The sequence below is a fragment of the Rhodopseudomonas sp. NSM genome (genome assembly GCF_052445935.1).
Classification (GTDB): Bacteria; Pseudomonadota; Alphaproteobacteria; order Rhizobiales; family Xanthobacteraceae; genus Rhodopseudomonas.
Genome location: NZ_JBQTCH010000014.1, coordinates 25,343 through 48,619 on the forward strand (window position 1 = coordinate 25,343; position 23,277 = coordinate 48,619).

Consider the following 23,277-nt stretch of genomic DNA (forward strand, 5'->3'; position numbering starts at 1 on the left):
CTTCCGCTTCAACCGCGCCCGAGCGCTTCCGCTTCAGCCGCGCCTGAGCGCTCGTAAGTCACTTGCCTCCACGCTCTGTCACAATCGATCGCGCCGAGTACCTGGATGCGGCGCGGACATCGTCTCAAATGAGCCGGCAGGCATTTCGAGCCTGTCCCGCGCTGGTTTCCGAGCACCTCGTGCGTCGCTCGCGCCGCCGGGACCTTCAGCAGTTGTTAGTGATCTTGAACAAGCGTTCATGCTGAGACGCCGCAGAGTGACTTATCAGCAACGCTGCGCGCACGCGTTGGAGAAATCTCGCGCAGGGGCAAAAAACCTCTTGCAGACCCGGACTGAAACACCTATCTCCGGTCTTGCCCAATTTCGCACGTGCCTGTGGTCGTGTGTCGATCGGTAGGTATCCGGACAAGAGGCCGGACAGCCGCCAAGGGATAAAGAAGCCGAGGGTCTCGTGGTCTCAGGATCATGTGGCCAGCATCTCTCTCAAGAGATGCCGTTGAAGGTGACTTTTTCTCTTGCAACCGTGATCGGCAGCCGGAGGCGAACCGGCGCACCCCGCTCTCAACGGGGGACGCGACTTAAAGCAACGACGGATCGGGCTTTTTTGGTCTCTGTTGGCTTTCCATCAGCCAGCGCGAATACCGAAGAGGCTTGTCCTTCATTGCCAGGTGTGCGGGCGGGATCACTCCCTTCCAATCCACGGCAGAACAGTTCGGTCTGAGCGATTTGCTTCGTTGCGCCTCCATCGCGTGACGTGGCCGAAGCGCTTCGACCGTGATCCGTTTTGAGTCCGTCCATCGCTGGGCGGCTGGGAGAGTGCTATGACCGAACGTATCCAGGAATTCCTCCGCGCCCGCCGCAACGAAGGTCAGGACGTCGAACCGTGCCTGGTCGTCGACCTCGAGGTCGTGCGCGACAACTTCCAGAGCTTCGCCAAGGCGTTGCCGGACAGCCGCGTGTTCTATGCCGTGAAGGCGAACCCGGCGCCGGAAGTGCTGTCGCTGCTGGCCTCGATGGGTTCGTGCTTCGACTGCGCCTCGGTGCAGGAGATCCAGATGGCGCTCGACGCAGGTGCGACTCCTGACCGGATCTCGTTCGGCAACACGATCAAGAAGGAACGCGACATCGCGCGCGCCTTCGCGCTCGGCATCAACCTTTATTCGGTCGATTGCAGTGCCGAAGTCGAGAAGATCGCCCGCGTCGCCCCCGGCGCCCGCGTGTTCTGCCGCATCCTGTACGATTGCGCCGGCGCCGAGTGGCCGCTGTCGCGCAAGTTCGGCTGCGATCCGGAGATGGCGGTCGACGTGCTCGATCTCGCCAAGCGTCTCGGCCTGGAGCCCTATGGAATCTCGTTCCATGTCGGCTCGCAGCAGCGCAAGGTGAAGGCGTGGGATCGTGCGCTGGCGATGGCGTCGTCGGTGTTCCGTGACTGCGCCGAGCGCGGCATCAACCTGTCGATGGTCAACATGGGCGGCGGCTTCCCGACCAAGTATCTGAAGGAAGTGCCGGCCGTGGTGCAGTACGGGCGCTCGATCTTCCGGGCGCTGCGCAAGCACTTCGGCAACCAGATCCCGGAGACCATCATCGAGCCGGGTCGCGGCATGGTCGGCAACGCCGGCATCATCGAGACCGAAGTCGTTCTGATCTCGAAGAAGAGCGACGAGGACGATGTGCGCTGGGTCTATCTCGACATCGGCAAGTTCGGCGGTCTCGCCGAGACGATGGACGAGTCGATCCGCTACGCGATCAAGTCGCGCCATGACGGCGCCGAGATGACGCCCTGTGTGCTCGCCGGCCCGACCTGCGATTCGGCCGACGTGATGTACGAGAAGTTGCCGTACCCGCTGCCGGTGACGCTCGAGATCGGCGACAAGCTGCTGATCGAAGGCACCGGCGCGTATACGTCGACCTACTCGGCGGTGGCCTTCAACGGCTTCCCGCCGCTGCGGACCTACCACATCTGAGCTATTCACCTCCCCCGCTTGCGGGGGAGGTCGGATCGCGAAGCGATCCGGGTGGGGGAAAGCGGCGACTCGTGTCGCCCTCACCCCGGCCCTCTCCCGCAGGCGGGAGAGGGAGCAGAAGAATCGAGGCCGGCTTGCCGGCCTCTCCCTGTCACATGCAAGTTTGCTGACAACACGCTGCCGGTGCGCGCACCGGACAGCGTGGGGATCGACGTGCCATGATGAACGCTCGGACCACCCTGACTGCCCTGAACGTCGCAGCTCTTCCGTTCGCGATCCGTGCGGAAAAGAGCTCCGATATTGCTGCGCGTGAGCGCCTGTTGGATGCGTGTTTCGGCGAAGGCCGGCATGCGCGCACCTGCCAGCGTTTGCGTGATGGACGCGCGCCCGCGGAAGGCTTGGCCTTCTCCGCGGTCCGTCAGGGTCGGCTGGTGGGTACCGTGCGTCTCTGGCACGTCGACGCAGGGGGCCGGGCCGCACTCGTGCTCGGCCCCCTCGCCGTCGATCCGTCGTGCCGCGAATTCGGCGTCGGCGGTGAACTGATGCGGGCGGCGCTGGCGGAAGCCGCCGCGCGCGGCCATGCCGCAGTGATCCTGCTCGGCGACGCGCCGTATTATGCGCGTTTCGGCTTCACGGCTGATAAGATGGGCCTGCTGGCGCTGCCGGGTCCGTTCGAGCGCGACCGCCTGCTCGGCCTCGAACTGCGGGAGGGCGCGCTCGACGGCGCGGCCGGCCTGATCGTCGCCACCGGTGCCGCCGCCAAGCCGGCGCGCATCGAACGGGCGCGTCTTCGTCGCGCCGCGTAAGGAGAGTCCAATGCGTTTTCTGCGTTTTCCACGCCCGACCCATCGCGTCTTCGCACCGCGCGATCCGGCCAAGCGGCCGCGCGTCACGGCGCTGGTACTCACCGTGTTCGTGCTCAAGATCGCCGTCGACGCCTTGCGTCGGCGCTGGACCCGTGGGGCCGAGACAACCGCAGCCTAGCCCAATCGTGTGTCAGGGCTGAGACAGTTTCGGCCTTGATTTGCTCGGCCTTGATTTGCGCAACCAGACGCGGCATTGGCTGCCGATCTCCCCTCAGTTGCAGGAATATTCGATGTCGCGCCGCCTGATTTCCACCGGATCGCCGTTCGAAAAGACCGCCGGCTACAGCCGCGCCGTGGTCGACGGCGACTTCGTCTTCGTCTCGGGCACCACCGGCTACGACTACACCACGATGACGCTGCCCGAGGACGTCACGGCGCAGACCCGCAACTGCTTCAAGACGATCGGCGCGGCGCTCGCGGAAGCCGGCTTCGCGATGGAAGACATCGTGCGCGCGACCTACTACATCACCGACCCGAAGGATGCCGACGCAGTGTTCGCGGTGTGCGGCGAGAACCTCGCCGAGATCCGCCCGGCGGCGACGATCGTCGCGGTCGCGGGCCTGTACAAGCCGGAAATGAAGATCGAAATCGAAGTCACCGCCAAGCGCCGCAGCTAAGTCTTGCTACTTCCACAACAATCGGCCCCCCGTTGACTTTGCGGCGGGGAGCCCCCAGGTTTCCTGAACCATGACGAATTTGCCTCGCAACCGTTTGACGCTGCGCGCCGGTCGCCTTCCCGCAGGAAGGTGACCCGGACGCGCGCGTGCGCGATCCGGGCTTACGATTTCGTCGATCTCCCCCTCTCGTTCTGACACCATCCCGAGATGCCGGCGCGCACAGCGCGTCCGGCGTGACAGGAGCCGTAAAGCGATGAATCAGTCGATTGTTCTTCAGCGCCCGCCGATCGTTCTTCGCAGCCGCGACGCCGAACGTCTGGGCCAGCTCGCCGAGGTGGCTGCGCAGCGCCACCCGGCGACGGCCGATTTTCTCGCCGGCGAAGTGGCGCGCGCCGAGGTAGCGCCGGATGGCGCAGCGCTGCCGGGCATCGTCTGCATGGACTCCGCCCTGACGTTCCGGGACGAGAGCACCGGCAAGGAAAAGCAGGTCGCGCTGGTGTATCCGCCCGATGCCGATGTCGAGGCCGGCCGCATTTCGGTATTGACCCCGATCGGAGCGGCGCTTATCGGCCTCTCCGTCGGTCAGTCGATCACGTTCGAAACGCCGTCGGGCGAGCGGCGCTCCCTGACGGTGCTCAGCGTGTCCGAACCGAACTGACCGACCTGATTGCCGCCGAGGTGACATCTCGATTTCACCCCGCCGTCGTATTCCCGAACCGTCCTGACCGCACATAGCGGCGGTGTCCCGTCCCCCTGTCCGGAGTTCAACCCCGATGTCGTCCACTTCGAAGATTCACGCCAAGATCACCGGCCCCATCGTGATGATCGGCTTCGGCTCGATCGGCAAGGGCACGCTGCCTTTGATCGAGCGGCACTTCGAATACGACAAGAAGCGCTTCGTCATCATCGATCCGCACGAGGACGGCGAACTGGCGAAGAAGCATGGCGTGCGCTTCATCAAGCAGGGCGTCACCAAGGACAACTACCGCGAGCTGCTGGTCCCGCTGCTGACCGAAGGCGGCGGCCAGGGTTTCTGCGTCAACCTCTCGGTCGACACCTCCTCGGTCGACATCATGACGATGTGCCAGGAGATCGGCGCGCTCTATATCGACACCGTGATCGAGCCCTGGCTCGGCTTCTATTTCGACAAGAGCGCCGGCCCGGAGAAGCGCTCCAATTACGCGCTGCGCGAGACTCTGCTGGCCGCCAAGGCCAAGGCCGGCGAAGGCACCACCACCGCGGTGTCCACCTGCGGCGCCAATCCCGGCATGGTGTCGTGGTTCGTCAAGCAGGCGCTGATCGACATCGCCCGCGACACCGGCACCGAGATCAACGAGCCGAAGAGCCGCGAAGGCTGGGCGCAGCTCGCGCAGAAGCTCGGCGTCAAGGGCATCCACATCGCCGAGCGCGACACCCAGCGCGCCAAGAATCCGAAGCCGATGAACGTATTCGTCAATACCTGGTCGGTCGAAGGCTTCGTCTCGGAGGGCCTGCAGCCGGCCGAACTCGGCTGGGGCACCCACGAGACCTGGATGCCGGACAACGGCCGCACCCACACCGAAGGCTGCGGCGCGGCCATCTATCTGCTGCAGCCCGGCGCCAACACCCGCGTCCGCTCCTGGTGCCCGACGCCCGGCGCGCAATACGGCTTCCTGGTGACACACAACGAATCGATCTCGATCGCCGATTACTTCACGGTGCGCGACGGCCAGAACGTGGTGTATCGCCCGACCTGCCACTACGCCTACCACCCGGCCAACGACGCGGTGCTGTCGCTGCACGAAATGTTCGGCGCCACCGGCAAGATGCAGCCGAAATGGCACATCCTCGACGAGAACGAGATCGTCGACGGCATTGACGAGCTCGGCGTGCTGGTCTACGGCCACGCCAGGAACGCCTATTGGTACGGCTCGCAGCTTTCGATCGAAGAGACCCGCGACGTCTGCCCGTATCAGAACGCCACCGGCATGCAGGTGTCGTCGGCGGTGCTCGCCGGCATGGTGTGGGCGCTGGAAAATCCGGAAGCCGGCATCGTCGAGGCCGACGAGCTCGACTACAAGCGCTGCCTCGAAGTGCAGATGCCGTATCTCGGCCCGGTCAAAGGCTACTACACCGACTGGACCCCGCTGACCGACCGCCCCGGCCTGTTCCCCGAGGACATCGACACCTCGGACCCGTGGCAGTTCCGCAACGTGCTGGTGCGCTGAGGCGAAAACGTCGCCTCAAACAGGCGATTTGAACTTCAGATAAGTACACGCGCCTCTCCCCATTCGCAGCGCGCTCCCTCTCCCGCTTGCGGGAGAGGGTTGGGGTGAGGGCGCGCCGGGCACTGACTCAGCAAGCTCGGAGAGGAGTGCCCTCACCCGGATCGCTGCGCGATCCGACCTCTCCCGCAAGCGGGAGAGGTGCGCCGTGCCAGCCATCGAGATTCCGGGTTCGCGAGCTGCGCTCGCGCCCCGGAATGACGGTTGAGAGATTGGTACTCAACTATCCGCGGGTCATTCCGGGGCGCGCATCGCGCGAACCCGGAATCTCGCCGGTCAGCGCCGCCACGGCGCAAACAAAATCCGGGCGCGCGCGAGGCGCGGCCCGGATCGAGGCAGGACTTACTTTTCTCAGCTCAACCCTTCGGCTGGATCGGCTCGCCCTTCTTTTCCGCGGGGGCGGGGGGCAAGGCGGGCCTTGCTCCGGAATCGACGGCGTCCGAATCGGGGCGCGCGGGTTGCGGCGCAACGTCTTGCGGTCGCGCACTGGAATCGCGCGGCGCGTCCGGCGCGGTCGGTTTGGTCTCGGCCCCTGGCGTCGACTGCAGCGGATGGGTCGCCTGAGCGATTTGCAGCCGGCCGCCGGAATCGACCTGCGTGAGGGCAAGACCCGAAATCGCCACACCCGCGGCGATCAGTAGGCCCGCCAGCACCAGATCCCGCTTCAAACCCCGTCCTTTATCGATCGTCGTCATGATGATCCTCATCCCTTGCCTGCCGAACCAACGGACGCGGGACGGCAACGTTCCCGGTCCGTACGCTGAACGGGTTCCGGATCCGTGGCATTTGAGCGACGCGGTGAATCAATCCTTAGTGCTGGTTTCCCAGGTCGCGTGATCGACGCCGGGCCGCCGGCCCATGTCGGCGACGACGACGTCGAGTTCCTTCGGCTCGACCGAGGTCGACACCAGCGTGGCGACGATCTCGACCTTGTCGTCGGCAAGGTCGGAGGTTTCGACCTCGATCCCGGCGACCGGATAGTCGGCGGCCTCGAGCCGCTCCTCGAGGTGATCGCGCAGGCTGTCAGCGGCGGCGCTCGCCGCGGTGAGGCGGACCGAATAGGTCGCCTCCGACGAGCGCTCGTCGAACGGGATGCGGTTGATGGCATTGACCAGCGGCCGCAGCAGCGTGTTGCCGGCGATCACGAACACGGTCAGCGCCACCGCCTGCGCCACCATGTCGGCGCCGGCGCAGCAGCCGACCGCGGCCGAACTCCACAGCGTCGCCGCGGTGTTGAGGCCGCGAACATTCATGCCCTCTTTCATGATCACGCCGGCGCCGAGAAAGCCGATGCCGGAGACCACATAGGCGATCACATGCACCGCGCCGTCGACGCCCTTGAGGTGCATGGCGAGATCGACGAAGGCGGCGGCGCCCACCGCCACCAGCACGTTGGTGCGCAGCCCGGCCGCACGGGTCCGGTATTGCCGCTCGGCGCCGATCAGCATGCCGAGCACGAAGGCGGCGCAGAGGCTGATCAGCGTGTCGAGGAAGTCGAAGGTCTGGAAGGTGGCGAGGAAGCGCATGAGAACCGCCCGGTCGGGAACCGGCTTCCTCTTACAGCGTCAGCAGCCCCGCCGCACCCTCCTCGTCGGCGAACGCCAGCAGCGTGCCGCCGGCATTCCACGCCAGCGCCGTGACCGGCGGCGTGCCGTTGCGCCGGACCAGGATTTCGGCGCCGTCGGTGAGCCGCACCATCAGCACGGTGCCGTCGCTGTAGCCGGCAGCGAGGATGTCCTGCTTGGGGTGGCACGCCACCATGCTGACGCGTGCCTGCAGCGGCGCCAGCATCGCCGGCTGCTTGCCCATCGGCCCGTCCTTGCTGGCGAACGGCCAGATGATCACGGCGTCGGCCCCCGATGTGGCGAGGCTCTTGCCGCCGGCGGTCCAGGCCATCGACCGCACCCGCCCGGGATAGCCCGTCATCCGCATGTGCTTGGCGTCGGCGAGCCGCCAGCCGTGCAGCGCCGGCTCGTGCATCGAGGTGACCAGGAAGCGGTTGTCCGGGCTGAACATCACGCCGAGATGCGAGCCGGCCCATTCGAGCATTTCGGCGTTCGCCGCCATGTTGGGAAACCACAGCGTCACGCCGTTGTAGTGCGCGATCGCCAGCCGCATCCCCTTCGGCGCGAAGGCGAGGCCGCCGACCGTGGACGGCACCTCGAAGAATTTCTCCTCGGCCTTCGGCGCGCGGACGTAAGCGATCTTGCCCGCCGACCACGCCACCGCGCCGTCCGGATGCAGCGCGACATTGTCGATCCAGCGCCGCTTGGCGTCGGTGGCGAACAGTTCGGCCTTGCCGCTTGCGTCGAGCAGCATCACCTTGCCGTCGTCGCCGCCGGTGACGATGCGCTTGCCGTCCGCGACCGAGCCGAGAATCGCGCCGCCGTGCAGCGCGACCGTCGAGGTCTCGCCGCCGGGCGCGGCGAAGGTGGCGTTGTCTTCGGTGCCGATGAACACCGCGGTGTCGCCGAGGAAATGCACCGCATCGACCGGCGCGCCGATCGCGACCTCGCGGACACGATCGGTGACCGAGACGATCGAGGCCGCCTCGCCGGGCGTGTCGAACGCGCTCATTGGGCGACGCACTTCGCAAAGCCGTCGCGGATCGCCTGCTCGGGCAATTCGCGACCGATGAACACGACGCGGCTTTCGCGCGGCTCGTCGTCCTTCCAGGCGCGCTGGTGATCGCCCTCGAGCATCATGTGCACGCCCTGAAACACGTAGCGGTCGTCATCGCCTGAGAACGCGAGAATCCCCTTGGAGCGCAGGATCTTGCCGCCCTCGGTCTGCACCAGCTGCTGCAGCCAGGGCATGAACTTGGCAGGGTCGATCGGCTTGTCGCTCCTCAGCGACAAGGATTGCATGTCCTCGTCGTGATAGTGCTTCAGACCATGGCCGTGGTCGTGATGATGGTGACCGTGATCGTGGTCGTGGTGATGATCGTGATCGTCGCCGGCTTCGAGGAATTCCGGCTCGATCTCCAGAATGCGGTCGAGATCGAACGCGCCGCGATCGAGCACATCGGCGATCGGGATCTGGCAGCGCTCGGTGTGATGCAGCCGCGCATAGGGATTGATCGCGCGGATCCGCGCCTCGACTTCGGCGAGTTCGGCCTTGGTGACGAGGTCGGTCTTGTTGAGCACGATGACGTCCGCGAAGGCGATCTGGTTCTTGGCCTCGGGCGCATCCTTGAGGCGGTCGCTCAGCCATTTGGCGTCCGCCACCGTCACCACCGCGTCGAGCCGCGCGCTCGCCATCACGTCCTCGTCGACGAAGAAGGTCTGCGCCACCGGCGCCGGATCGGCGAGCCCGGTGGTCTCGACGATGATCGCGTCGAACTTGCCCTTGCGCTTCATCAGCCCGCCGAGGATCCGGACGAGGTCGCCGCGCACGGTGCAGCAGACGCAGCCATTGTTCATCTCGAACACTTCCTCGTCGGCGCCGATGATCAGGTCGTTGTCGATTCCGATCTCGCCGAACTCGTTGACGATCACCGCGTACTTCTTGCCGTGGTTCTCCGACAGGATGCGGTTCAGCAGCGTCGTCTTGCCGGCGCCGAGATAGCCGGTGAGCACGGTGACGGGGATTTTCGAGGCGGCGGAATTCGTCATCAGTCAGGTGCTCCAGCACGACGTCCCGGCCCGAGGCGCGTTCGGCTGCGCGCATCTGCAACACCGGGACCGGAAATGAGGGCCGCCATCGCGCGTAGCCCGCCGGACGGCAGGCTCGCGGGATCGGGCGGAACGAGCCCGCCTAGTGGGCCAGGGCGCTCGTCAGCGTCTTTATATTGTGCCTGACCATGTCAATGTAAGTGGGGGCGTCGCCGTTTTCGGCCGTCAGGCTGTCGGAATACAGCGTCCCGCCGATCTTCGCGCCGGTCTCGGCGGCGATCCGCTGGATCAGCCGCGGGTCGCTGATGTTCTCCAGGAACACCGCGGGGATCTTCGACGCGCGGATCTGCTTGATGATACGGGCGACATCGCGTGCGCTGACTTCGGATTCGGTGGAGACGCCCTGCGGGGCGATGAAGGTGATGCCATAGGCGTCGGCGAAATAGCCGAAGGCGTCGTGGCTCGAGATCACCTTGCGGGCCGCCGCCGGAATTTTCGCGGCCTCTTCCCGGATCTCGCGGTCGAGCCCGTCCAGCTTGTCCAGATAGGCCGCGGCATTGGCGCGATAGATCGCCTCGCCGGCCGGATCGGCCGCGATCAGCGCGTCGCGGATGTTCGACACGTATATTCTGGCGTTCGCCACCGACTGCCAGGCATGCGGATCGGCGTGCTCGTCGCCGTGATCGTGTTTGCCGCCCTCCTTGCCGTGGCTGTGGCCGTGCGAATCGCCGTCGTCGGCGTCGCGAGTTTTGATACCCTTGGTCGCGGTGATGATCGTCGCCTTGCCGCCGGACGACTGCACCAGCCGCGGCAGCCAGCCTTCGAGCCCGAGCCCGTTGACGACCACCAGCCTGGCGTCGGCGACCAGCTTGGCGTCGCGCGGCGACGGCGTGTAGACATGGACGTCCCCCGTCGGCCCGACCAGCGTGGTCACCGCGACGCGATCGCCGCCGATATTGCGGACGAAATCGCCGAGAATCGAAAAGCTGGCGACCACGCCGATGCGCTCCTGCGCACGCGCTGGCGACGCCGCGACCAGCAATGAAACTACAATGGCGATGACGATCCGGATCATGACTTCAAGCCTCGAGGTGACGGCCGGGAAATAGCTTACGCACCACGCCGCCGGCGCGGCCGAACAGCAGCGACGCGATATAGAGAATGGCCGCGACCAGAATGATCGCGGGCCCAGAAGGCACGCGGGTCTGGAACGACAGCACCAGCCCGGCATAGCCGGACAGCAGCGCCGCGCCGACCGCCACCAGCATCATGCCGGTGATGTCGCGCGCCCAGAATTTGGCGATGCCGGCCGGCAGGATCATCAGCCCGACCGCAAGCAGCGTGCCGAGCGCATGAAAGCCGTTGACCAGATTGATCACCACCAGCGCCATGAAGATCAGATGCGCCGGCGCGCCGGCGCGGCTGACGGTGCGCAGAAACAGCGGGTCGACGCATTCGATCACCAGCGGCCGCCAGATCACCGCCAGCGCCAACAGCGTCAGCGTGGCGTTGAAAGCGATCACCAGCAGCGTCTGGTCGTCCATCGCCAGGATGTTGCCGAACAGCACGTGCAGCAGGTCGATATTGGTGCCCTTCATTGAAACAATGGTGACGCCGACCGCGAGCGACACCAGATAGAACGCCGCCAGCGAGGCGTCCTCCTTCAGCTCGGTGACGCGCGACACCACGCCGGCCAGGATCGCCACGGTGAAGCCGGCGATCAGCCCGCCGAATGACATTGCGAACAGGTTCAGCCCCGACAGCAGGAAGCCGATCGCGGCGCCGGGCAGGATGGCATGCGCCATCGCGTCGCCCACGAGGCTCATCCGCCGCAGCATCAGGAACACGCCGATCGGCGCGCCGCCGAGCGACAGCGCGACGATGCCGGCGAGCGCCCGCCGCATGAATTCGAACTCGGTGAAGGGCGCGATCAGCGCCTCGTAGAGAAACATCACTATGCCGCCCGCGACGGCGGCGCGTCGGCGACGCAGGCCGGGGCGCTGTCGTCGAACGCCTCGCACATCCGCCGCGCCTCGGCCTGGTTGGCCGCCGTCAGCACCTCGGCGGTCGGCCCCCACGCCACCGCGGTGCGCGCCAGCAGCAACGTCTCCGGGAAACTGGCGCGGACCAGTTCGATGTCGTGCAGCGCGGCGATCACGGTGCGGCCTTCTTCGTGCCAGTGGCCGATCAGCGTCACCAGATCGGCGGTGGTGCGCGCGTCGACGGCGTTGAACGGCTCGTCGAGCACGATGACGCGGGCGTCCTGCAGCAGCACGCGGGCGAACAGCATCCGCTGGGTCTGGCCGCCGGACAGCGTACCGATGGTGCGGTTCTCGAAGCCCGAGAGGCCGACCGCGGCGAGCGCCTGCGCGATCTTCGGCCGCGCGGCCCGGCCGATTCCACCGAACGGGCCGCAGCTGCGCCACAGCCCGGTGGCGACGAAATCGAACACCGAAATCGGAAAGGTCCGGTCGATATCGGCGGTCTGCGGCAGATAGGCGATGTCGCGGATATCGATGCCGCCGCGGTTGATCGCACCCGCCAGCGGCTTGAGAATGCCGACGATGCCCCGGAATAGAGTGGACTTGCCGGCGCCGTTGGGGCCGACCACGGCCATCAGCGCGCCGGTCGCGATCTCGCCGCTGAGGTGATGCACCGCCGGGTGACGGTCGTAGCCGAGTGTCACATTATTAAAGTGCAGTTGGGCCGCCATGGTCACCTCATCGCCAGCAGCACGATCGCCCACAGCACAGCGCTGACCGCCATGGCGGCCGCCAGCCGGGCCGCCAACGTCATGCGCAGGATCGACCAGGGCGGCGGCTGCACCGGATGCGGCGAATCGGCGCCGTGAATGTGCATGTGGACCGGCTTCGGTGCGGCGGAATGATGCGAATCGGGATGAGGGACGACCATCTCAGACCGCGTGAATGGAGGCCTCGGGGGAGGAATTGTTATACTATAACAGAAAAATCCCGGCGTCGATCACTCGAACGTCGGTTTCGATGGCCAATCCGACACATCCAGGGGTATTTGCCTGCCCGGATGAGAGACATCACCTGTCGAGACCCCTGAAAATGCACAAGAATTACGCAGTGTACGGGAACCGGATTAAGGCGATTTTAAGGTTTCTTTTAGGTTCCATTAAGCAAGAAAAATTGTTGAAACTCATACGTTTAGTTCCACATCCAGTGTTGCCGAGAGGTGACAGCTTTTTATGCAGGACCGCGCTAAATCTTGGGGCAGATGGCGACGACAAACGTCCCTCTGTTGAAGACGACTCCTGGAGAACCACAATGAAGAAGATCCTTCTCGCAACCGTTGCTCTGGTTGCCCTCGGCGCGGCTCCGGCCCTCGCCGCCGACCTCGCGGCCCGCCCCTACAACAAGGCCCCGGTCTACGCTCCCCCGGCCCCGATCTACAACTGGACCGGCTTCTACATCGGTGGTCACATCGGCGGCGCCTTCGCCGGCGACAACTCGATCGGCACTGGCGTCACCGCCAGCAACGACGGCAAGTTCCTCGGCGGTGTGCAGGCCGGTTACGACTGGCAGTTCGCTCCGAGCTGGGTGCTCGGCGTTGAAGGTCAGTACTCCTGGCTGAGCGGCAGCAACGACGCCGTGTTCTTCCCGGGCGCCCTCAACGGTGTCGCCGGCACCTACTCCTTCGCCGACAACCAGCGTGGTCTCGCTTCGGTCACCGGCCGTCTCGGCTACACCTGGGGTCCGGCGCTGCTCTACGTCAAGGGTGGTTGGGCCTACGCCGACTACAAGACCAGCCTGACCTTCACTGCCCCCGGCGGCGCCAGCGTTGGCGTCTCGAACACCAGCAGCATGGACGGTTACACCGTCGGCGGCGGTCTCGAGTATCTGTTCGCCCAGAACTGGTCGGGCAAGATCGAATATCAGTACTACGACTTCGGCAACGTCGATCTGGGCGCTGGCTTCACCGCCAAGAACGACCAGCACGTCGTCAAGGCCGGCCTGAACTACCGCTTCAACTGGGGTGGCCCGGTTGTCGCCAAGTACTGATCTGTACTGACAAATTCCCTTCGGGGGCTGAGAAGGGCCGGCTTCATGCCGGCCCTTTTTTGTTGTGGTTCTGCCCGAAGCGCTCCACCTGAACCAGACTCTGAGACCAGCCTCCAAACGGACGGCTGCGAAATTCGTTTACCAAAAGGCCTCCCGTCGCATCCGCGCGACGCAATTGTTCAAAAAGACAGGCCGAAAATCGCACAAATGTTAACCCCCTAGCCCAATAGTGCACACTGTCCGGTCATCATCAGGACAGGGCAGAGGAAGCACTCTGGGGGCGGGAATGTTTGGACGACTGAAAGTCGCGCGGCCGCGCATACGCATGCCGCAATTCGGAATCCGTGGCAGCCTGTTCGCGGCGTTTGCCGTCATTGCCGGCATGGCCATTCTGATCAGTGCCGGGGCGGGCGTCAGCCTGCGCGAACTCGGCACGACGATGACGGGATTGAGCGGTCGCGATATCCCCAAACTCGCCGCCAGCCTGCAATTGGCCACCGAAAGCGAGCGCCTGGCCAGCCTGGCGCCGATGCTTCTGGTCTCGGCCACGCCCGACCAGCTCAGCGAGCGCTCCGCGCGGATGAAGCAGGCGCAGACGCTTGCGACCCAGCAATTGGCCGATATCACCCGGTACGGCGCCGACAAATCCGTGATCGCGGCGATGTCCGAAACGCTGCGGAATATCGAGGACACGATTCGCAGCCTCGGCGCCGCGGCGCAGGAGCGGCTCGATCTCGCCCGCCAGCACGACAAGGTCTATGACGAGCTGCGCAGTTCGCATGAGGCCTTCATCGCGGTTGCGAACCCGGCGATGCTGAACGCTCAAGCGCAGATGAACGCGGTGCTGGCCTCGGCGAACCTCTCGCAGGACGACGCGATCGAGGCAGGACGACGGATCGAACAGCTGGGCAACGTGATCGCGCTCAGCAATCTGGCCGCTTCGAATCTGATGGCGGCGCTGTCCGCGAGCAGTTCGGACGCGCTGGAGCCGGTCGAAACATCGTTCAAGGAAGCGCGCCAGCAGGTCGCCTCCAACCTCGACGGCATGCCCGAGGGCGAAACCACCGCGGCGATCAGGGCGGCGGCGCAGAAGCTGCTTGCGCTCGGCGAAGGCAAGACCGGCATCTTCAAGATGCGCCAGAAGGAACTCGACGCCAGCGACTACAGCGACCTGATCCTGGACGAGACCCGCAAGCTCAATGTCGGACTCGGCATCAGCGTCAAGCAGCTCGTCGACAGCGTCCGCAGTGAGACCGCCGCAGCGGCGACGGAGGCGCAGCAGCAGATTTCGCTCGCAACCCAGGTGATGATCGGCCTCGGCGCGCTGACGCTGGTCGGCTCGGCGCTGTTCGTCTGGCTCTATGTCGGCCGCAGCATCCTGCGCCGGATCGGCGGACTGCAGCGCTCGATGCAGTCGCTGTCCGCCGGCAACCTCGACACCGAGATCGATCGCGGCAGCCGCCGCGACGAGATCGCCGTGATGGCCGAATCGCTCGAAGTGTTCCGCGACAACATGATCCAGACCCGCGCGCTGACCGAGGAGCAGGACAAGGATCGCGCCGCCAAGGCCGATCGGACGAGACGGATCGAGGCCCGGATCGCCGATTTCGAGGCGACGGTGCGCGCCGCGATGGAGAAGCTGCAGGCGTCGACGAATACAATGCAGGAGACGGCGCAGAGCATGGCGACGACGGCCGAGCGTTCGAGCTCGCTGGTCACCGCCGTCGCCTCCGCCGCGGAAGAGACCTCGGTGAACGTGCAGACGGTGGCGTCGGGCACGGATCAGCTCGCATCGTCGATCAACGAGATCAGCCGGCAGGTGACGGCGTCGGCCGAGATCGCCAACAAGGCGGTGCAGGAAGCCGGCGCCACCGATTCCACGATGCAGGGCCTGGCCGACAACGCCGAGCGCATCAGCGCGGTGATCGACCTGATCCAGAGCATCGCCTCGCAGACCAACCTGCTGGCGCTCAACGCCACCATCGAGGCGGCTCGCGCCGGCGACGCAGGCCGCGGCTTCGCCGTGGTCGCCTCCGAGGTCAAGAGCCTCGCCAGCCAGACCGCCAAGGCAACCGAGGACATCCGCGCCCAGATCGTCGCGATGCAGGGCGTCACCAGCTCGGCAGTCGGCGCGATCCGCAACATCAGCCAGACGATCACCTCGATCAACGAAGTGACCACTGCGATCACCGCCGCGGTGGAGGAACAGGGCGCCGCCACCCGGGAGATTGCCCGCAACATTCAGCAGGCCGCCGGCGGCACCACCGAAGTGTCGGGCAATATCGTCGGCGTCAGCGCCGCCTCGACCCAGGCGGGTTCGGCGGCATCCGAGGTGCTGGCGGCGTCCGGCGCGCTGCGCCAGGAGGCCGACCTGCTGCGCAGCGAAATCGACGAGTTCCTGTCGAATATCCGCGCGGCCTGATCTCAATCCGCGATTTCAGCCGGCGGCGTCCGCGCCGCCGGCTTTTTGATGCCCTGCCCTGCGTTTTCTGCAGGGCCCGATGCCTCGCCTGCCCCCCGCGGAGGCGGCTCGCGTGGTTTTTCGGCTGGCGCAGCCGGCCCGGTCCCGCTAAGTCGATGGCGGGAGCCTGCGCAAAATGCATAAGAAAACCGACGCCCTCGACACCCCCCATGACGATCTGCGGTTTCCGCTGGAGAGCCATCCCGGACCGGACCAAGTGGTCGAGATCGCGCCGGGCGTGCTGTGGCTGCGGCTGAAGCTGCCGTTCCGACTCAACCATGTGAACATCTATCTGCTCGCCGACGGCGACGGATGGGCGATGATCGACACCGGCTTCGGCAACGACACCACGATCGCCGCATGGGAAACGCTGTTCGACGGCGCGCTCAAAGGCTTCGCCATCAGCCGCGTGATCGTGACCCACGCCCACCCCGACCATTTCGGCCAGGCCGGCTGGATCGTGCAGCGTTTCCGCTGCCCGTTCTACATGTCGCAGATCGAATATCTGCAAGGCGTCTATCACCAGAACCGCCGCAGCGAAGAGCGTCTCGTCAATTCGCGCGAGTTCTTCCACCGCCACGGCATGGACAACTCCATCACCGCGCAATTGCTCGGCCGCGGTCAGGACTATCTGAAGCGCGCGGTGCCGCTGCCGGCGGCGTATCGCCGGCTGACCAAGGGCGACGACATCCGGATCGGCGCGCGGACGTTTCGCATCATCACCGGCGCCGGTCACTCGCCCGATCAGGTGATGTTGTACTGCGCCGCCGACAAGCTGTTTCTGTCGGCCGATCAGGTGCTGAGCAAGATCTCGCCCAATGTCAGCGTCTGGGCGCACGAGCCGGACGAGGACGCGCTCGGCTCCTATCTGAAATCGCTCGCGGAGCTGACCACGCTGCTGCCCGAGGATGTGCTGGTGCTGCCCGGCCACGGCCTGCCGTTCTACGGCGTCCACACCCGCATCAAGCAGCTCGCCGATCACCACGAGGAGCGCTGCGGCGTGATCGCCGAGGCCTGCCGCGACCGGGCGATGAGTTCCGCCGAGCTCGTGCCGGTGGTGTTCCACAAACACGTGCTGGACGCGCACCAGACCGGTTTCGCCGCCGGCGAACTGATCGCGCATGTGAACTACATGCTGGCGCAGAACCGCCTGACGATCGTCGACGAGGCCGACGGCATCCTGCGCTTCAGGGCCGCCTGATCGCTGCCGTCGGCAAGACGGTCGCCTCGGCCAATGCATTGATCTTTATCAAGCTTTGACCTGCGTAGGGGAGCAGCGAGCTACGCTTGCGACGCAGCCAATAGGACCAATTGCGCCTCGACATCCGGGCTGGAAGGGTTCTAATACCGAGGTCGCCTGTTGCGGCTGTTCGATGTTTTCCGTCCCTTCCAGGTCATCGCAATGCAGTACAGCAAATTCTTCGAGGACGCTCTCACCCGCCTGCACGACGAGCGCCGCTATCGCGTGTTCGCCGATCTCGAGCGGATCGCCGGCAGGTTTCCGCAGGCCGTGTGGCATTCGCCGACAGGTCCTCGCGATGTCGTGATCTGGTGTTCGAACGATTACCTCGGCATGGGTCAGCACCCGAAGGTGATCGGCGCGATGGTCGAGACCACGACCCGGATCGGCACCGGCGCCGGCGGCACCCGCAACATCGCCGGCACGCATCATCCGCTGGTGCAGCTCGAGCGAGAAATCGCCGACCTGCACGGCAAGGAAGCAGCATTGCTGTTCACCTCGGGCTACGTGTCGAACCAGACCGGCCTGTCGACGCTCGGCAAGCTGATTCCGAACTGCCTGATCCTGTCGGACGCGCTCAACCATAATTCGATGATCGAAGGCATCCGGCAGTCCGGCTGCGAGCGCGTGGTCTGGCGCCACAACGACACCGCCCATCTCGAAGAGCTGCTGATCGCCGCCGGCCCCGACCGGCCGAAGCTGATCGCGTTCGAGAGCCTGTATTCGATGGACGGCGACACCGCGCCGCTGGCGAAGATCTGCGATCTCGCCGAGAAGTACAACGCGATGACCTATTGCGACGAGGTCCACGCGGTCGGCATGTACGGGCCGCGCGGCGCCGGCGTCGCCGAGCGCGACGGCGTGATGGCGCGCATCGACATCATCGAAGCGACGCTGGCCAAGGCGTTCGGCTGCCTCGGCGGCTACATCGCCGGCAAGGCCGATGTGATCGACGCGGTGCGCTCCTACGCGCCGGGCTTCATCTTCACCACGTCGCTGCCGCCGCCGATCTGCGCCGCCGCGACCGCCGCGATCCGCCATCTCAAGACATCGTCATGGGAGCGTGAGCGCCACCAGGACCGTGCCGCGCGGGTCAAGGCCGTGCTCAACAATGCCGGCATTCCGGTGATGCCGACCGACACCCACATCGTGCCGGTGTTCGTCGGCGATGCCGAAAAATGCAAGAAGGCGTCCGATCTGCTGCTCGAGCAGCACGGCATCTACATCCAGCCGATCAACTATCCGACCGTCGCCCGCGGCCTCGAGCGGCTGCGGATCACGCCGTCGCCGTATCACGACGACAAGCTGATCGACGCGCTGGCCGAGGCGCTGGTCCAGGTCTGGGGCCAGCTCGACCTGCCGCTCGGCGCCAAGGCGATCGCAGCGGAATAGCCCGCGCGCCGCGGCCGGCTAACGATTTTCGGCGGAGGCGGCCGCGCGGCAGGGAAAATCCCTGTCGCGTGTGGCGGTCTCACCCGCTAAAAATCCGGTCGGCGCATGACGCGCGAGGAGCACCACCGCGATGCTGCACGATTGGGGCGTGATCGCAGCCGCGCTCGCCTATATCGGCCTGCTGTTCGGCGTCGCGAGCTACGGCGACCGGCTGTCGCAGCGTCAGCGCGAGCGGGCCGGCGGGCTGATCTACCCGCTATCCCTGGCGATCTACTGCACCTCCTGGACGTTCTTCGGCTCGGTCGGCTTCGCCAGCCGGACCAGCACAGACTTCCTCGCGATCTATGTCGGCCCGATCCTGCTGATCGCGGTGTTCACGCCGCTGCTGCGCCGCGTCATCCGGCTGGCGAAATCGCAGAACATCACCTCCATCGCCGACTTCATCGCCGCCCGCTACGGCAAGAGCCAGAAGGTCGCCGCCACGGTGGCGATCATCGCCATCATCGGCTCGGTGCCCTATATCGCGCTGCAGCTCAAGGCGGTGGCGTCGTCGCTGCAGACCATCCTCGGCGACGACCACAACATCGCCGAGATCCCGATCGTCGGCGACATGGCGCTGGTCGTGGCGATGCTGATGGCGCTGTTCGCGGTGCTGTTCGGCGCCCGCCAGGCCAGCGCCACCGAGCATCAGCACGGCCTGATGCTGGCGATCGCGACCGAATCGATCGTCAAGCTGGTGGCGTTCCTCGCCGCCGGAATCTTCGTCACGTTCTGGATGTTCAGCCCGTCCGACCTGATCGAGCGCGCCATGAAGATGCCGGAAGCGGTGCGGGCGCTCGAGGCGACACCGTCGCCGACCACCTTCCTGACCATGACGGTGCTGTCGTTCTGCGCCTTCCTGATGCTGCCGCGGCAGTTCTATGTCGGCGTCGTCGAGAACACCAACGACGCCGAGGTCAGCCGCGCCCGCTGGATGTTCCCGCTGTATCTGATCGCGATCAATCTGTTCGTGATCCCGATCGCGCTGGCGGGGCTGGTGAAATTCCCGTTCGGCGCGGTCGACAGCGACATGTTCGTGCTGGCGCTGCCGATCGAGGCCAATGCGCCGCTGCTCAGCTTCATGGTGTTCATCGGCGGCCTGTCGGCGGCGACCGCGATGGTGATCGTCGAATGCGTGGCGCTGGCCGTGATGGTGTCGAACGATCTGGTGATGCCGCTGGTGCTGAAGCGGCACGGCGCGCCGCGCAATGATCAGCGCAGCTTCGGCGGCTTTCTGCTGACGGTGCGGCGGGTCGCGATCTTCGCCATCCTGATCCTGGCCTATCTGTACTACCGCGCGCTCGGCAACACCCAGCTCGCCGCCATCGGCCTGTTGTCGTTCGCCGCGATCGCGCAATTTGCGCCGGCGTTTTTCGGCGGCCTGGCCTGGCGCCGCGCCACCGCGCAGGGCGCGATCGGCGGCATGGTGATCGGCTTCGCGGCCTGGGCCTATACGCTGTTCATCCCGAGCTTCATGGAGAACAGCACCGCCGGACTGATGCTGTTGCAGCACGGCCCGTGGGGGATCGAGTCGTTGCGGCCGCAGGCGCTGTTCGGCGCCGACCTGCCGCCGCTGGTACACGGCGTGGTGTGGAGCCTGTCGCTCAATCTGTTCGCCTACATCGCGCTGTCGCTGCTGAGCCGGCCGTCGTCGATCGAGCGGCTGCAGGCCGAAGTGTTCGTGCCCGACGCGCTGACGCCGATGACGCCGGCGTTCCGGCGCTGGCGCACCACCGTCACCGTGCAGGATATCCTCGGCGCCGTCGGGCAATATCTCGGCCCGGATCGGGCGCGGGAATCGTTTCGGTCGTTCGCGGTCAGCCGCCGGCTGACGCTCGACCCGGCGGCGCCGGCGGATTTCGAGCTGCTGAAACACGCCGAGCACCTGATCGCGTCCTCGATCGGGGCGGCGTCGTCGCGGCTGGTGCTGTCGCTGCTGCTGCGCAAGCGCACGGTGTCGGCGGAAGCCGCGCTGAAGCTGCTCGACGATTCGCACGCCGCGCTGCATTTCAACCGCGAGATCCTGCAGACCGCGCTCAACCACGTCCGCCAGGGCATCGCGGTGTTCAACCCCGAGCTTCAACTGATCTGCTCCAACCGGCAGTTCGGCGAGATCCTCGGACTGCCGCCGCACATCATCCAGATCGGCATCCCGCTGATCGAGATCCTCGAATTCCTGTCGAGCGCCAGCGCCGGCCCGGCTGACGCCGAGGCGCAGACCCAGATGCGGCTCGCCTCCTACACCACCGAGGGCGAGCCGTTTCTGGAACGGCTGCACGACCGCCATCTGGTGATTGAGGTGCGCGCCAACCGGATGCCCGACGGCGGGCTGGTGATCACCTTCTCGGACGTCACCCCGAGCTTCGAGGCGGCCGAGGCGCTGGAGCGCGCCAACGCCACGCTGGAGCGGCGGGTGCGCGAACGCACCGAGGAACTGACGCGGCTGAATTCGCAGCTCGCTTTGGCCAAGAGCACCGCCGAGGAAGCCAACATCTCCAAGACCCGCTTCCTCGCGGCGGCGAGCCACGACATTCTGCAGCCGCTCAACGCGGCGCGGCTCTACGCCACCAGCCTGGTCGAACGCCAGAACGGCGGCGAGGATTCGCGGCTGGTGGAGAACATCGACGAATCGCTCGAGGCGATCGAGGAGATCATCGGCGCGCTGCTCGATATCTCACGGCTCGACGCCGGCGCGATGACGCCGTCGCTGTCCAGTTTCGTGATCGGCGACCTGATGCGGTCGCTGGAGATCGAATTCTCGCCGACCGCGCGCGCCAAGGGGCTGCGCCTCACCTTCGTGCCGTGCTCGCTGCCGGTGCAGTCGGACCGGCTGATGCTGCGCCGGCTGATGCAGAACCTGATCTCCAACGCGATCAAATACACCCCGCAGGGCCGTGTGCTGGTCGGCTGCCGCCGCCACGGCGCGTCGCTGAGAATCGGCATCTACGACACCGGCGTCGGCGTGCCGATCCTGAAGCGCGGCGAAATCTTCAAGGAATTCCACCGGCTCGAGCAGGGCGCGCGGATCGCCCGCGGCCTCGGCCTCGGGCTGTCGATCGTGGAGCGGCTGGCGCGGGTGCTGAACCATGGCATCGCGCTGGATTCCAATCGCAGCGGCGGCTCGTGCTTTGCCGTCACCGTGCCGGTCGCCGCCGTCGTCAACCACACCACCGCGGTGACCAGCGCGACGCCGCTGTCGCGCGCCTCGATGAGCGGCAGCCTGGTGGTGTGCATCGAGAACGATCCGGCGATCCTCGACGGCATGAAGACACTGCTGACGACCTGGGACGCCAGCGTGATCGCGGTGCCCGATCCGGACGCGGCGATCAAGGCCATCGAGGCCGCCGGCCGCCGCATCACCGGGCTGCTGGTCGATTATCACCTCGATCGCGGCAACGGCATCGCGGCGATCCGCGACATCCGCCAGCGTTTCGGCGTCACCATCCCGGCGATCCTGATCACCGCCGACCGCAGCCCCGGCGTCCGCGCCGCGGCGCGGCAGGAGGAGATCGCGGTGCTGAACAAGCCGGTGAAAGCCGCCTCACTGCGCGCGCTGCTCAGCCAATGGCACGCGCAGCAATCGATCGCGGCGGCGGAGTAGCGAACCGCAACCACGCCGGACGCCCCTCCTCCTCGAGGAGCCCGGCGGGAATGGGGCCATCAAGATCGGGCATTTTCGTTTCAACGCGTCGTGCCCGGCCTTGTGCCGGGCATCCACGTCTTGCAGCGGAAGCCGCAAGAAAGGCGTGGATGGCCGGGACGAGCCCGGCCATGACGAATATTCGGTATTCGGGAAGTGAACGGATTCGGCGGCTACGCCACCGGCTCGTCGTGGCGCCACTGGTTGCCGGAGATCTTCGCCGCGGCGATCACCGCCTGGGTGCGGCTTTCGACGCCGAGCTTCTGCAGGATCGCCGAGACGTGCGCCTTGATGGTGGCTTCCGAGACGCCGAGCTCGTAGGCGATCTGCTTGTTGAGCAGCCCTTCGGACAGCATCATCAGCACCCGCACCTGCTGCGGCGTCAGCGTCACCAGCCGGTCGCGCAGCTTGCTGGTCTCGGGATCGGCGGCGGCCGACAAATCGACATCCGGCGGCACCCAGACGTCGCCGTCCAGCACCTGCAGGATCGCTTCGCCGAGCTTCTCGACCCCGAACCGCTTCGGCACGAAGCCGGACGCACCGAAATCCAGCGAGCGGCGGATCGTCTCGACATCGTCGCTGGCCGAGACCACGACGACCGGAATCGCCGGGTACTGCGCGCGCAGATAGATCAGACCGGAAAATCCGCTGATGCCCGGCATCTTCAGGTCGAGCAGAACGAGATCGACATCGCCGTCCCGCTCGAGCAGCGCGGTCAGGTCCTCGAACGAACCGACTTCGCCGATCTTCGCACCGGGAACGACGCTGGAGACCGCCAGCCGCAGGGCGTCGCGGAACAGCGGATGGTCATCGGCAATGATCAAATGCGTACTGGCGGGCGTGCTCATGGATGTCCCTTGTGCGCAAGCTGGAACCGAACGGTCGCATTCAGGCCCGCGGTTGGCAGGTCGGATTGAAGTGTCGCCCTAAGGTCGACGGCTGGCAAGGCGTGTTCGGCTGCCTTGGCGTACCACCTTGCGCCTTCCGAACATGAAAAACATTGAGCAAGCGCAAGAACGCAACAGGAACGCAGGCCGAAAGTCGTAATGCCGCACACCCGCGGCGATGTTACCTTTCATGCAACTCACCGCGCCCGACTTTAATTCCGTGACGCGGCAAAAAATTCCATCGGCTTTTCAAGGGGAGGTAATC

Annotated in this window: 20 protein-coding genes; 11 read left to right on the top strand and 9 right to left on the bottom strand. The window is 65.9% G+C overall.

What is annotated here, in order from left to right:
* Positions 1-821: 821 nt before the first annotated feature.
* The 6 genes from ACTZWT_RS24180 (at position 822) to ACTZWT_RS24205 (ending at position 5,654) form a co-directional block, all read left to right on the top strand.
* Complete coding sequence (locus tag ACTZWT_RS24180) at positions 822-1,964, top strand: type III PLP-dependent enzyme (RefSeq protein WP_322515501.1); 1,143 nt, start codon at positions 822-824, stop codon at positions 1,962-1,964.
* 218 nt (positions 1,965-2,182) lie between these two features.
* A complete protein-coding gene (locus tag ACTZWT_RS24185) occupies positions 2,183-2,770 on the top strand; it encodes a GNAT family N-acetyltransferase (protein WP_444772229.1) in 588 nt (195 codons plus the stop codon).
* Positions 2,771-2,780: 10 nt separating this feature from the next.
* Entirely contained in the window at positions 2,781-2,948 is a 168-nt protein-coding gene (locus ACTZWT_RS24190; RefSeq protein ID WP_444772230.1) for a hypothetical protein, read from the top strand.
* Between the two features lie 112 nt (positions 2,949-3,060).
* On the top strand, positions 3,061-3,447 hold the full coding sequence (locus ACTZWT_RS24195) for a RidA family protein (protein ID WP_322515498.1): 387 nt from the start codon (positions 3,061-3,063) through the stop codon (positions 3,445-3,447).
* Positions 3,448-3,700: 253 nt separating this feature from the next.
* Entirely contained in the window at positions 3,701-4,105 is a 405-nt protein-coding gene (gene rnk / locus ACTZWT_RS24200) for a nucleoside diphosphate kinase regulator (protein ID WP_444772231.1), read from the top strand.
* 115 nt (positions 4,106-4,220) lie between these two features.
* Positions 4,221-5,654 carry a homospermidine synthase gene (locus ACTZWT_RS24205; protein WP_444772232.1) on the top strand — a complete coding sequence of 478 codons (1,434 nt, stop codon included), beginning with the start codon at positions 4,221-4,223 and terminating at the stop codon, positions 5,652-5,654.
* Between the two features lie 413 nt (positions 5,655-6,067).
* Here the strand turns inward: ACTZWT_RS24205 and ACTZWT_RS24210 are convergent, their stop codons facing one another.
* The 8 genes from ACTZWT_RS24210 to ACTZWT_RS24245 form a co-directional block, all read right to left on the bottom strand.
* On the bottom strand, positions 6,068-6,406 hold the full coding sequence (locus ACTZWT_RS24210; protein WP_444772233.1) for a hypothetical protein: 339 nt from the start codon (positions 6,404-6,406) through the stop codon (positions 6,068-6,070).
* A 108-nt stretch (positions 6,407-6,514) separates the two neighbouring features.
* Positions 6,515-7,237, bottom strand: a complete 723-nt coding sequence (locus ACTZWT_RS24215; RefSeq protein ID WP_444772234.1) for an MgtC/SapB family protein — start codon at positions 7,235-7,237, stop codon at positions 6,515-6,517.
* A gap of 31 nt (positions 7,238-7,268) precedes the next feature.
* Positions 7,269-8,288, bottom strand: a complete 1,020-nt coding sequence (locus ACTZWT_RS24220; RefSeq protein ID WP_444772235.1) for a WD40 repeat domain-containing protein — start codon at positions 8,286-8,288, stop codon at positions 7,269-7,271.
* A complete protein-coding gene (locus ACTZWT_RS24225) occupies positions 8,285-9,325 on the bottom strand; it encodes a CobW family GTP-binding protein (protein ID WP_444772236.1) in 1,041 nt (346 codons plus the stop codon). Before ACTZWT_RS24225 ends, ACTZWT_RS24220 begins: the two co-directional genes overlap by 4 nt.
* A gap of 142 nt (positions 9,326-9,467) precedes the next feature.
* Positions 9,468-10,400 (bottom strand): metal ABC transporter substrate-binding protein, encoded by a 933-nt coding sequence (locus ACTZWT_RS24230; RefSeq protein WP_444772237.1) that lies wholly within the window; start codon positions 10,398-10,400, stop codon positions 9,468-9,470.
* 4 nt (positions 10,401-10,404) lie between these two features.
* Positions 10,405-11,277: a metal ABC transporter permease gene (locus tag ACTZWT_RS24235; RefSeq protein ID WP_444772238.1), complete on the bottom strand. Its 873-nt coding sequence runs from the start codon at positions 11,275-11,277 to the stop codon at positions 10,405-10,407.
* Positions 11,278-11,279: 2 nt separating this feature from the next.
* Positions 11,280-12,038, bottom strand: a complete 759-nt coding sequence (locus ACTZWT_RS24240) for a metal ABC transporter ATP-binding protein (protein ID WP_444772239.1) — start codon at positions 12,036-12,038, stop codon at positions 11,280-11,282.
* 2 nt (positions 12,039-12,040) lie between these two features.
* Complete coding sequence (locus tag ACTZWT_RS24245) at positions 12,041-12,184, bottom strand: hypothetical protein (RefSeq protein ID WP_444772240.1); 144 nt, start codon at positions 12,182-12,184, stop codon at positions 12,041-12,043.
* A 434-nt stretch (positions 12,185-12,618) separates the two neighbouring features.
* Between ACTZWT_RS24245 and ACTZWT_RS24250 the strand changes: the two genes are divergently transcribed.
* The 5 genes from ACTZWT_RS24250 (at position 12,619) to ACTZWT_RS24270 (ending at position 22,086) form a co-directional block, all read left to right on the top strand.
* On the top strand, positions 12,619-13,353 hold the full coding sequence (locus ACTZWT_RS24250; RefSeq protein WP_444772241.1) for an outer membrane protein: 735 nt from the start codon (positions 12,619-12,621) through the stop codon (positions 13,351-13,353).
* A gap of 286 nt (positions 13,354-13,639) precedes the next feature.
* Positions 13,640-15,775 carry a methyl-accepting chemotaxis protein gene (locus ACTZWT_RS24255; protein ID WP_444772242.1) on the top strand — a complete coding sequence of 712 codons (2,136 nt, stop codon included), beginning with the start codon at positions 13,640-13,642 and terminating at the stop codon, positions 15,773-15,775.
* A 175-nt stretch (positions 15,776-15,950) separates the two neighbouring features.
* Positions 15,951-17,015 carry an MBL fold metallo-hydrolase gene (locus tag ACTZWT_RS24260; RefSeq protein WP_444772243.1) on the top strand — a complete coding sequence of 355 codons (1,065 nt, stop codon included), beginning with the start codon at positions 15,951-15,953 and terminating at the stop codon, positions 17,013-17,015.
* A gap of 201 nt (positions 17,016-17,216) precedes the next feature.
* Positions 17,217-18,446 carry a 5-aminolevulinate synthase gene (gene hemA / locus ACTZWT_RS24265; RefSeq protein ID WP_444772244.1) on the top strand — a complete coding sequence of 410 codons (1,230 nt, stop codon included), beginning with the start codon at positions 17,217-17,219 and terminating at the stop codon, positions 18,444-18,446.
* A gap of 130 nt (positions 18,447-18,576) precedes the next feature.
* Positions 18,577-22,086, top strand: coding sequence for a hybrid sensor histidine kinase/response regulator (locus ACTZWT_RS24270; RefSeq protein WP_444772245.1), 3,510 nt, complete (start codon positions 18,577-18,579; stop codon positions 22,084-22,086).
* 212 nt (positions 22,087-22,298) lie between these two features.
* On the opposite strand, the gene ACTZWT_RS24275 is transcribed toward ACTZWT_RS24270, so the two are convergent.
* Positions 22,299-22,973: a response regulator transcription factor gene (locus ACTZWT_RS24275; protein WP_444772246.1), complete on the bottom strand. Its 675-nt coding sequence runs from the start codon at positions 22,971-22,973 to the stop codon at positions 22,299-22,301.
* Positions 22,974-23,277: the final 304 nt, after the last annotated feature.

Bases quoted from the DNA above. Each gene is read 5' to 3' on its own strand.
- ACTZWT_RS24180 (WP_322515501.1), top strand. From the start codon at position 822: ATGACCGAACGTATCCAGGAATTCCTCCGCGCCCGCCGCAACGAAGGT.
- ACTZWT_RS24185 (WP_444772229.1), top strand. From the start codon at position 2,183: ATGATGAACGCTCGGACCACCCTGACTGCCCTGAACGTCGCAGCTCTT.
- ACTZWT_RS24190 (WP_444772230.1), top strand. From the start codon at position 2,781: ATGCGTTTTCTGCGTTTTCCACGCCCGACCCATCGCGTCTTCGCACCG.
- ACTZWT_RS24195 (WP_322515498.1), top strand. From the start codon at position 3,061: ATGTCGCGCCGCCTGATTTCCACCGGATCGCCGTTCGAAAAGACCGCC.
- rnk (WP_444772231.1), top strand. From the start codon at position 3,701: ATGAATCAGTCGATTGTTCTTCAGCGCCCGCCGATCGTTCTTCGCAGC.
- ACTZWT_RS24205 (WP_444772232.1), top strand. From the start codon at position 4,221: ATGTCGTCCACTTCGAAGATTCACGCCAAGATCACCGGCCCCATCGTG.
- ACTZWT_RS24210 (WP_444772233.1), bottom strand. From the start codon at position 6,406: ATGACGACGATCGATAAAGGACGGGGTTTGAAGCGGGATCTGGTGCTG.
- ACTZWT_RS24215 (WP_444772234.1), bottom strand. From the start codon at position 7,237: ATGCGCTTCCTCGCCACCTTCCAGACCTTCGACTTCCTCGACACGCTG.
- ACTZWT_RS24220 (WP_444772235.1), bottom strand. From the start codon at position 8,288: ATGAGCGCGTTCGACACGCCCGGCGAGGCGGCCTCGATCGTCTCGGTC.
- ACTZWT_RS24225 (WP_444772236.1), bottom strand. From the start codon at position 9,325: ATGACGAATTCCGCCGCCTCGAAAATCCCCGTCACCGTGCTCACCGGC.
- ACTZWT_RS24230 (WP_444772237.1), bottom strand. From the start codon at position 10,400: ATGATCCGGATCGTCATCGCCATTGTAGTTTCATTGCTGGTCGCGGCG.
- ACTZWT_RS24235 (WP_444772238.1), bottom strand. From the start codon at position 11,277: ATGTTTCTCTACGAGGCGCTGATCGCGCCCTTCACCGAGTTCGAATTC.
- ACTZWT_RS24240 (WP_444772239.1), bottom strand. From the start codon at position 12,038: ATGGCGGCCCAACTGCACTTTAATAATGTGACACTCGGCTACGACCGT.
- ACTZWT_RS24245 (WP_444772240.1), bottom strand. From the start codon at position 12,184: ATGCACATTCACGGCGCCGATTCGCCGCATCCGGTGCAGCCGCCGCCC.
- ACTZWT_RS24250 (WP_444772241.1), top strand. From the start codon at position 12,619: ATGAAGAAGATCCTTCTCGCAACCGTTGCTCTGGTTGCCCTCGGCGCG.
- ACTZWT_RS24255 (WP_444772242.1), top strand. From the start codon at position 13,640: ATGTTTGGACGACTGAAAGTCGCGCGGCCGCGCATACGCATGCCGCAA.
- ACTZWT_RS24260 (WP_444772243.1), top strand. From the start codon at position 15,951: ATGCATAAGAAAACCGACGCCCTCGACACCCCCCATGACGATCTGCGG.
- hemA (WP_444772244.1), top strand. From the start codon at position 17,217: ATGCAGTACAGCAAATTCTTCGAGGACGCTCTCACCCGCCTGCACGAC.
- ACTZWT_RS24270 (WP_444772245.1), top strand. From the start codon at position 18,577: ATGCTGCACGATTGGGGCGTGATCGCAGCCGCGCTCGCCTATATCGGC.
- ACTZWT_RS24275 (WP_444772246.1), bottom strand. From the start codon at position 22,973: ATGAGCACGCCCGCCAGTACGCATTTGATCATTGCCGATGACCATCCG.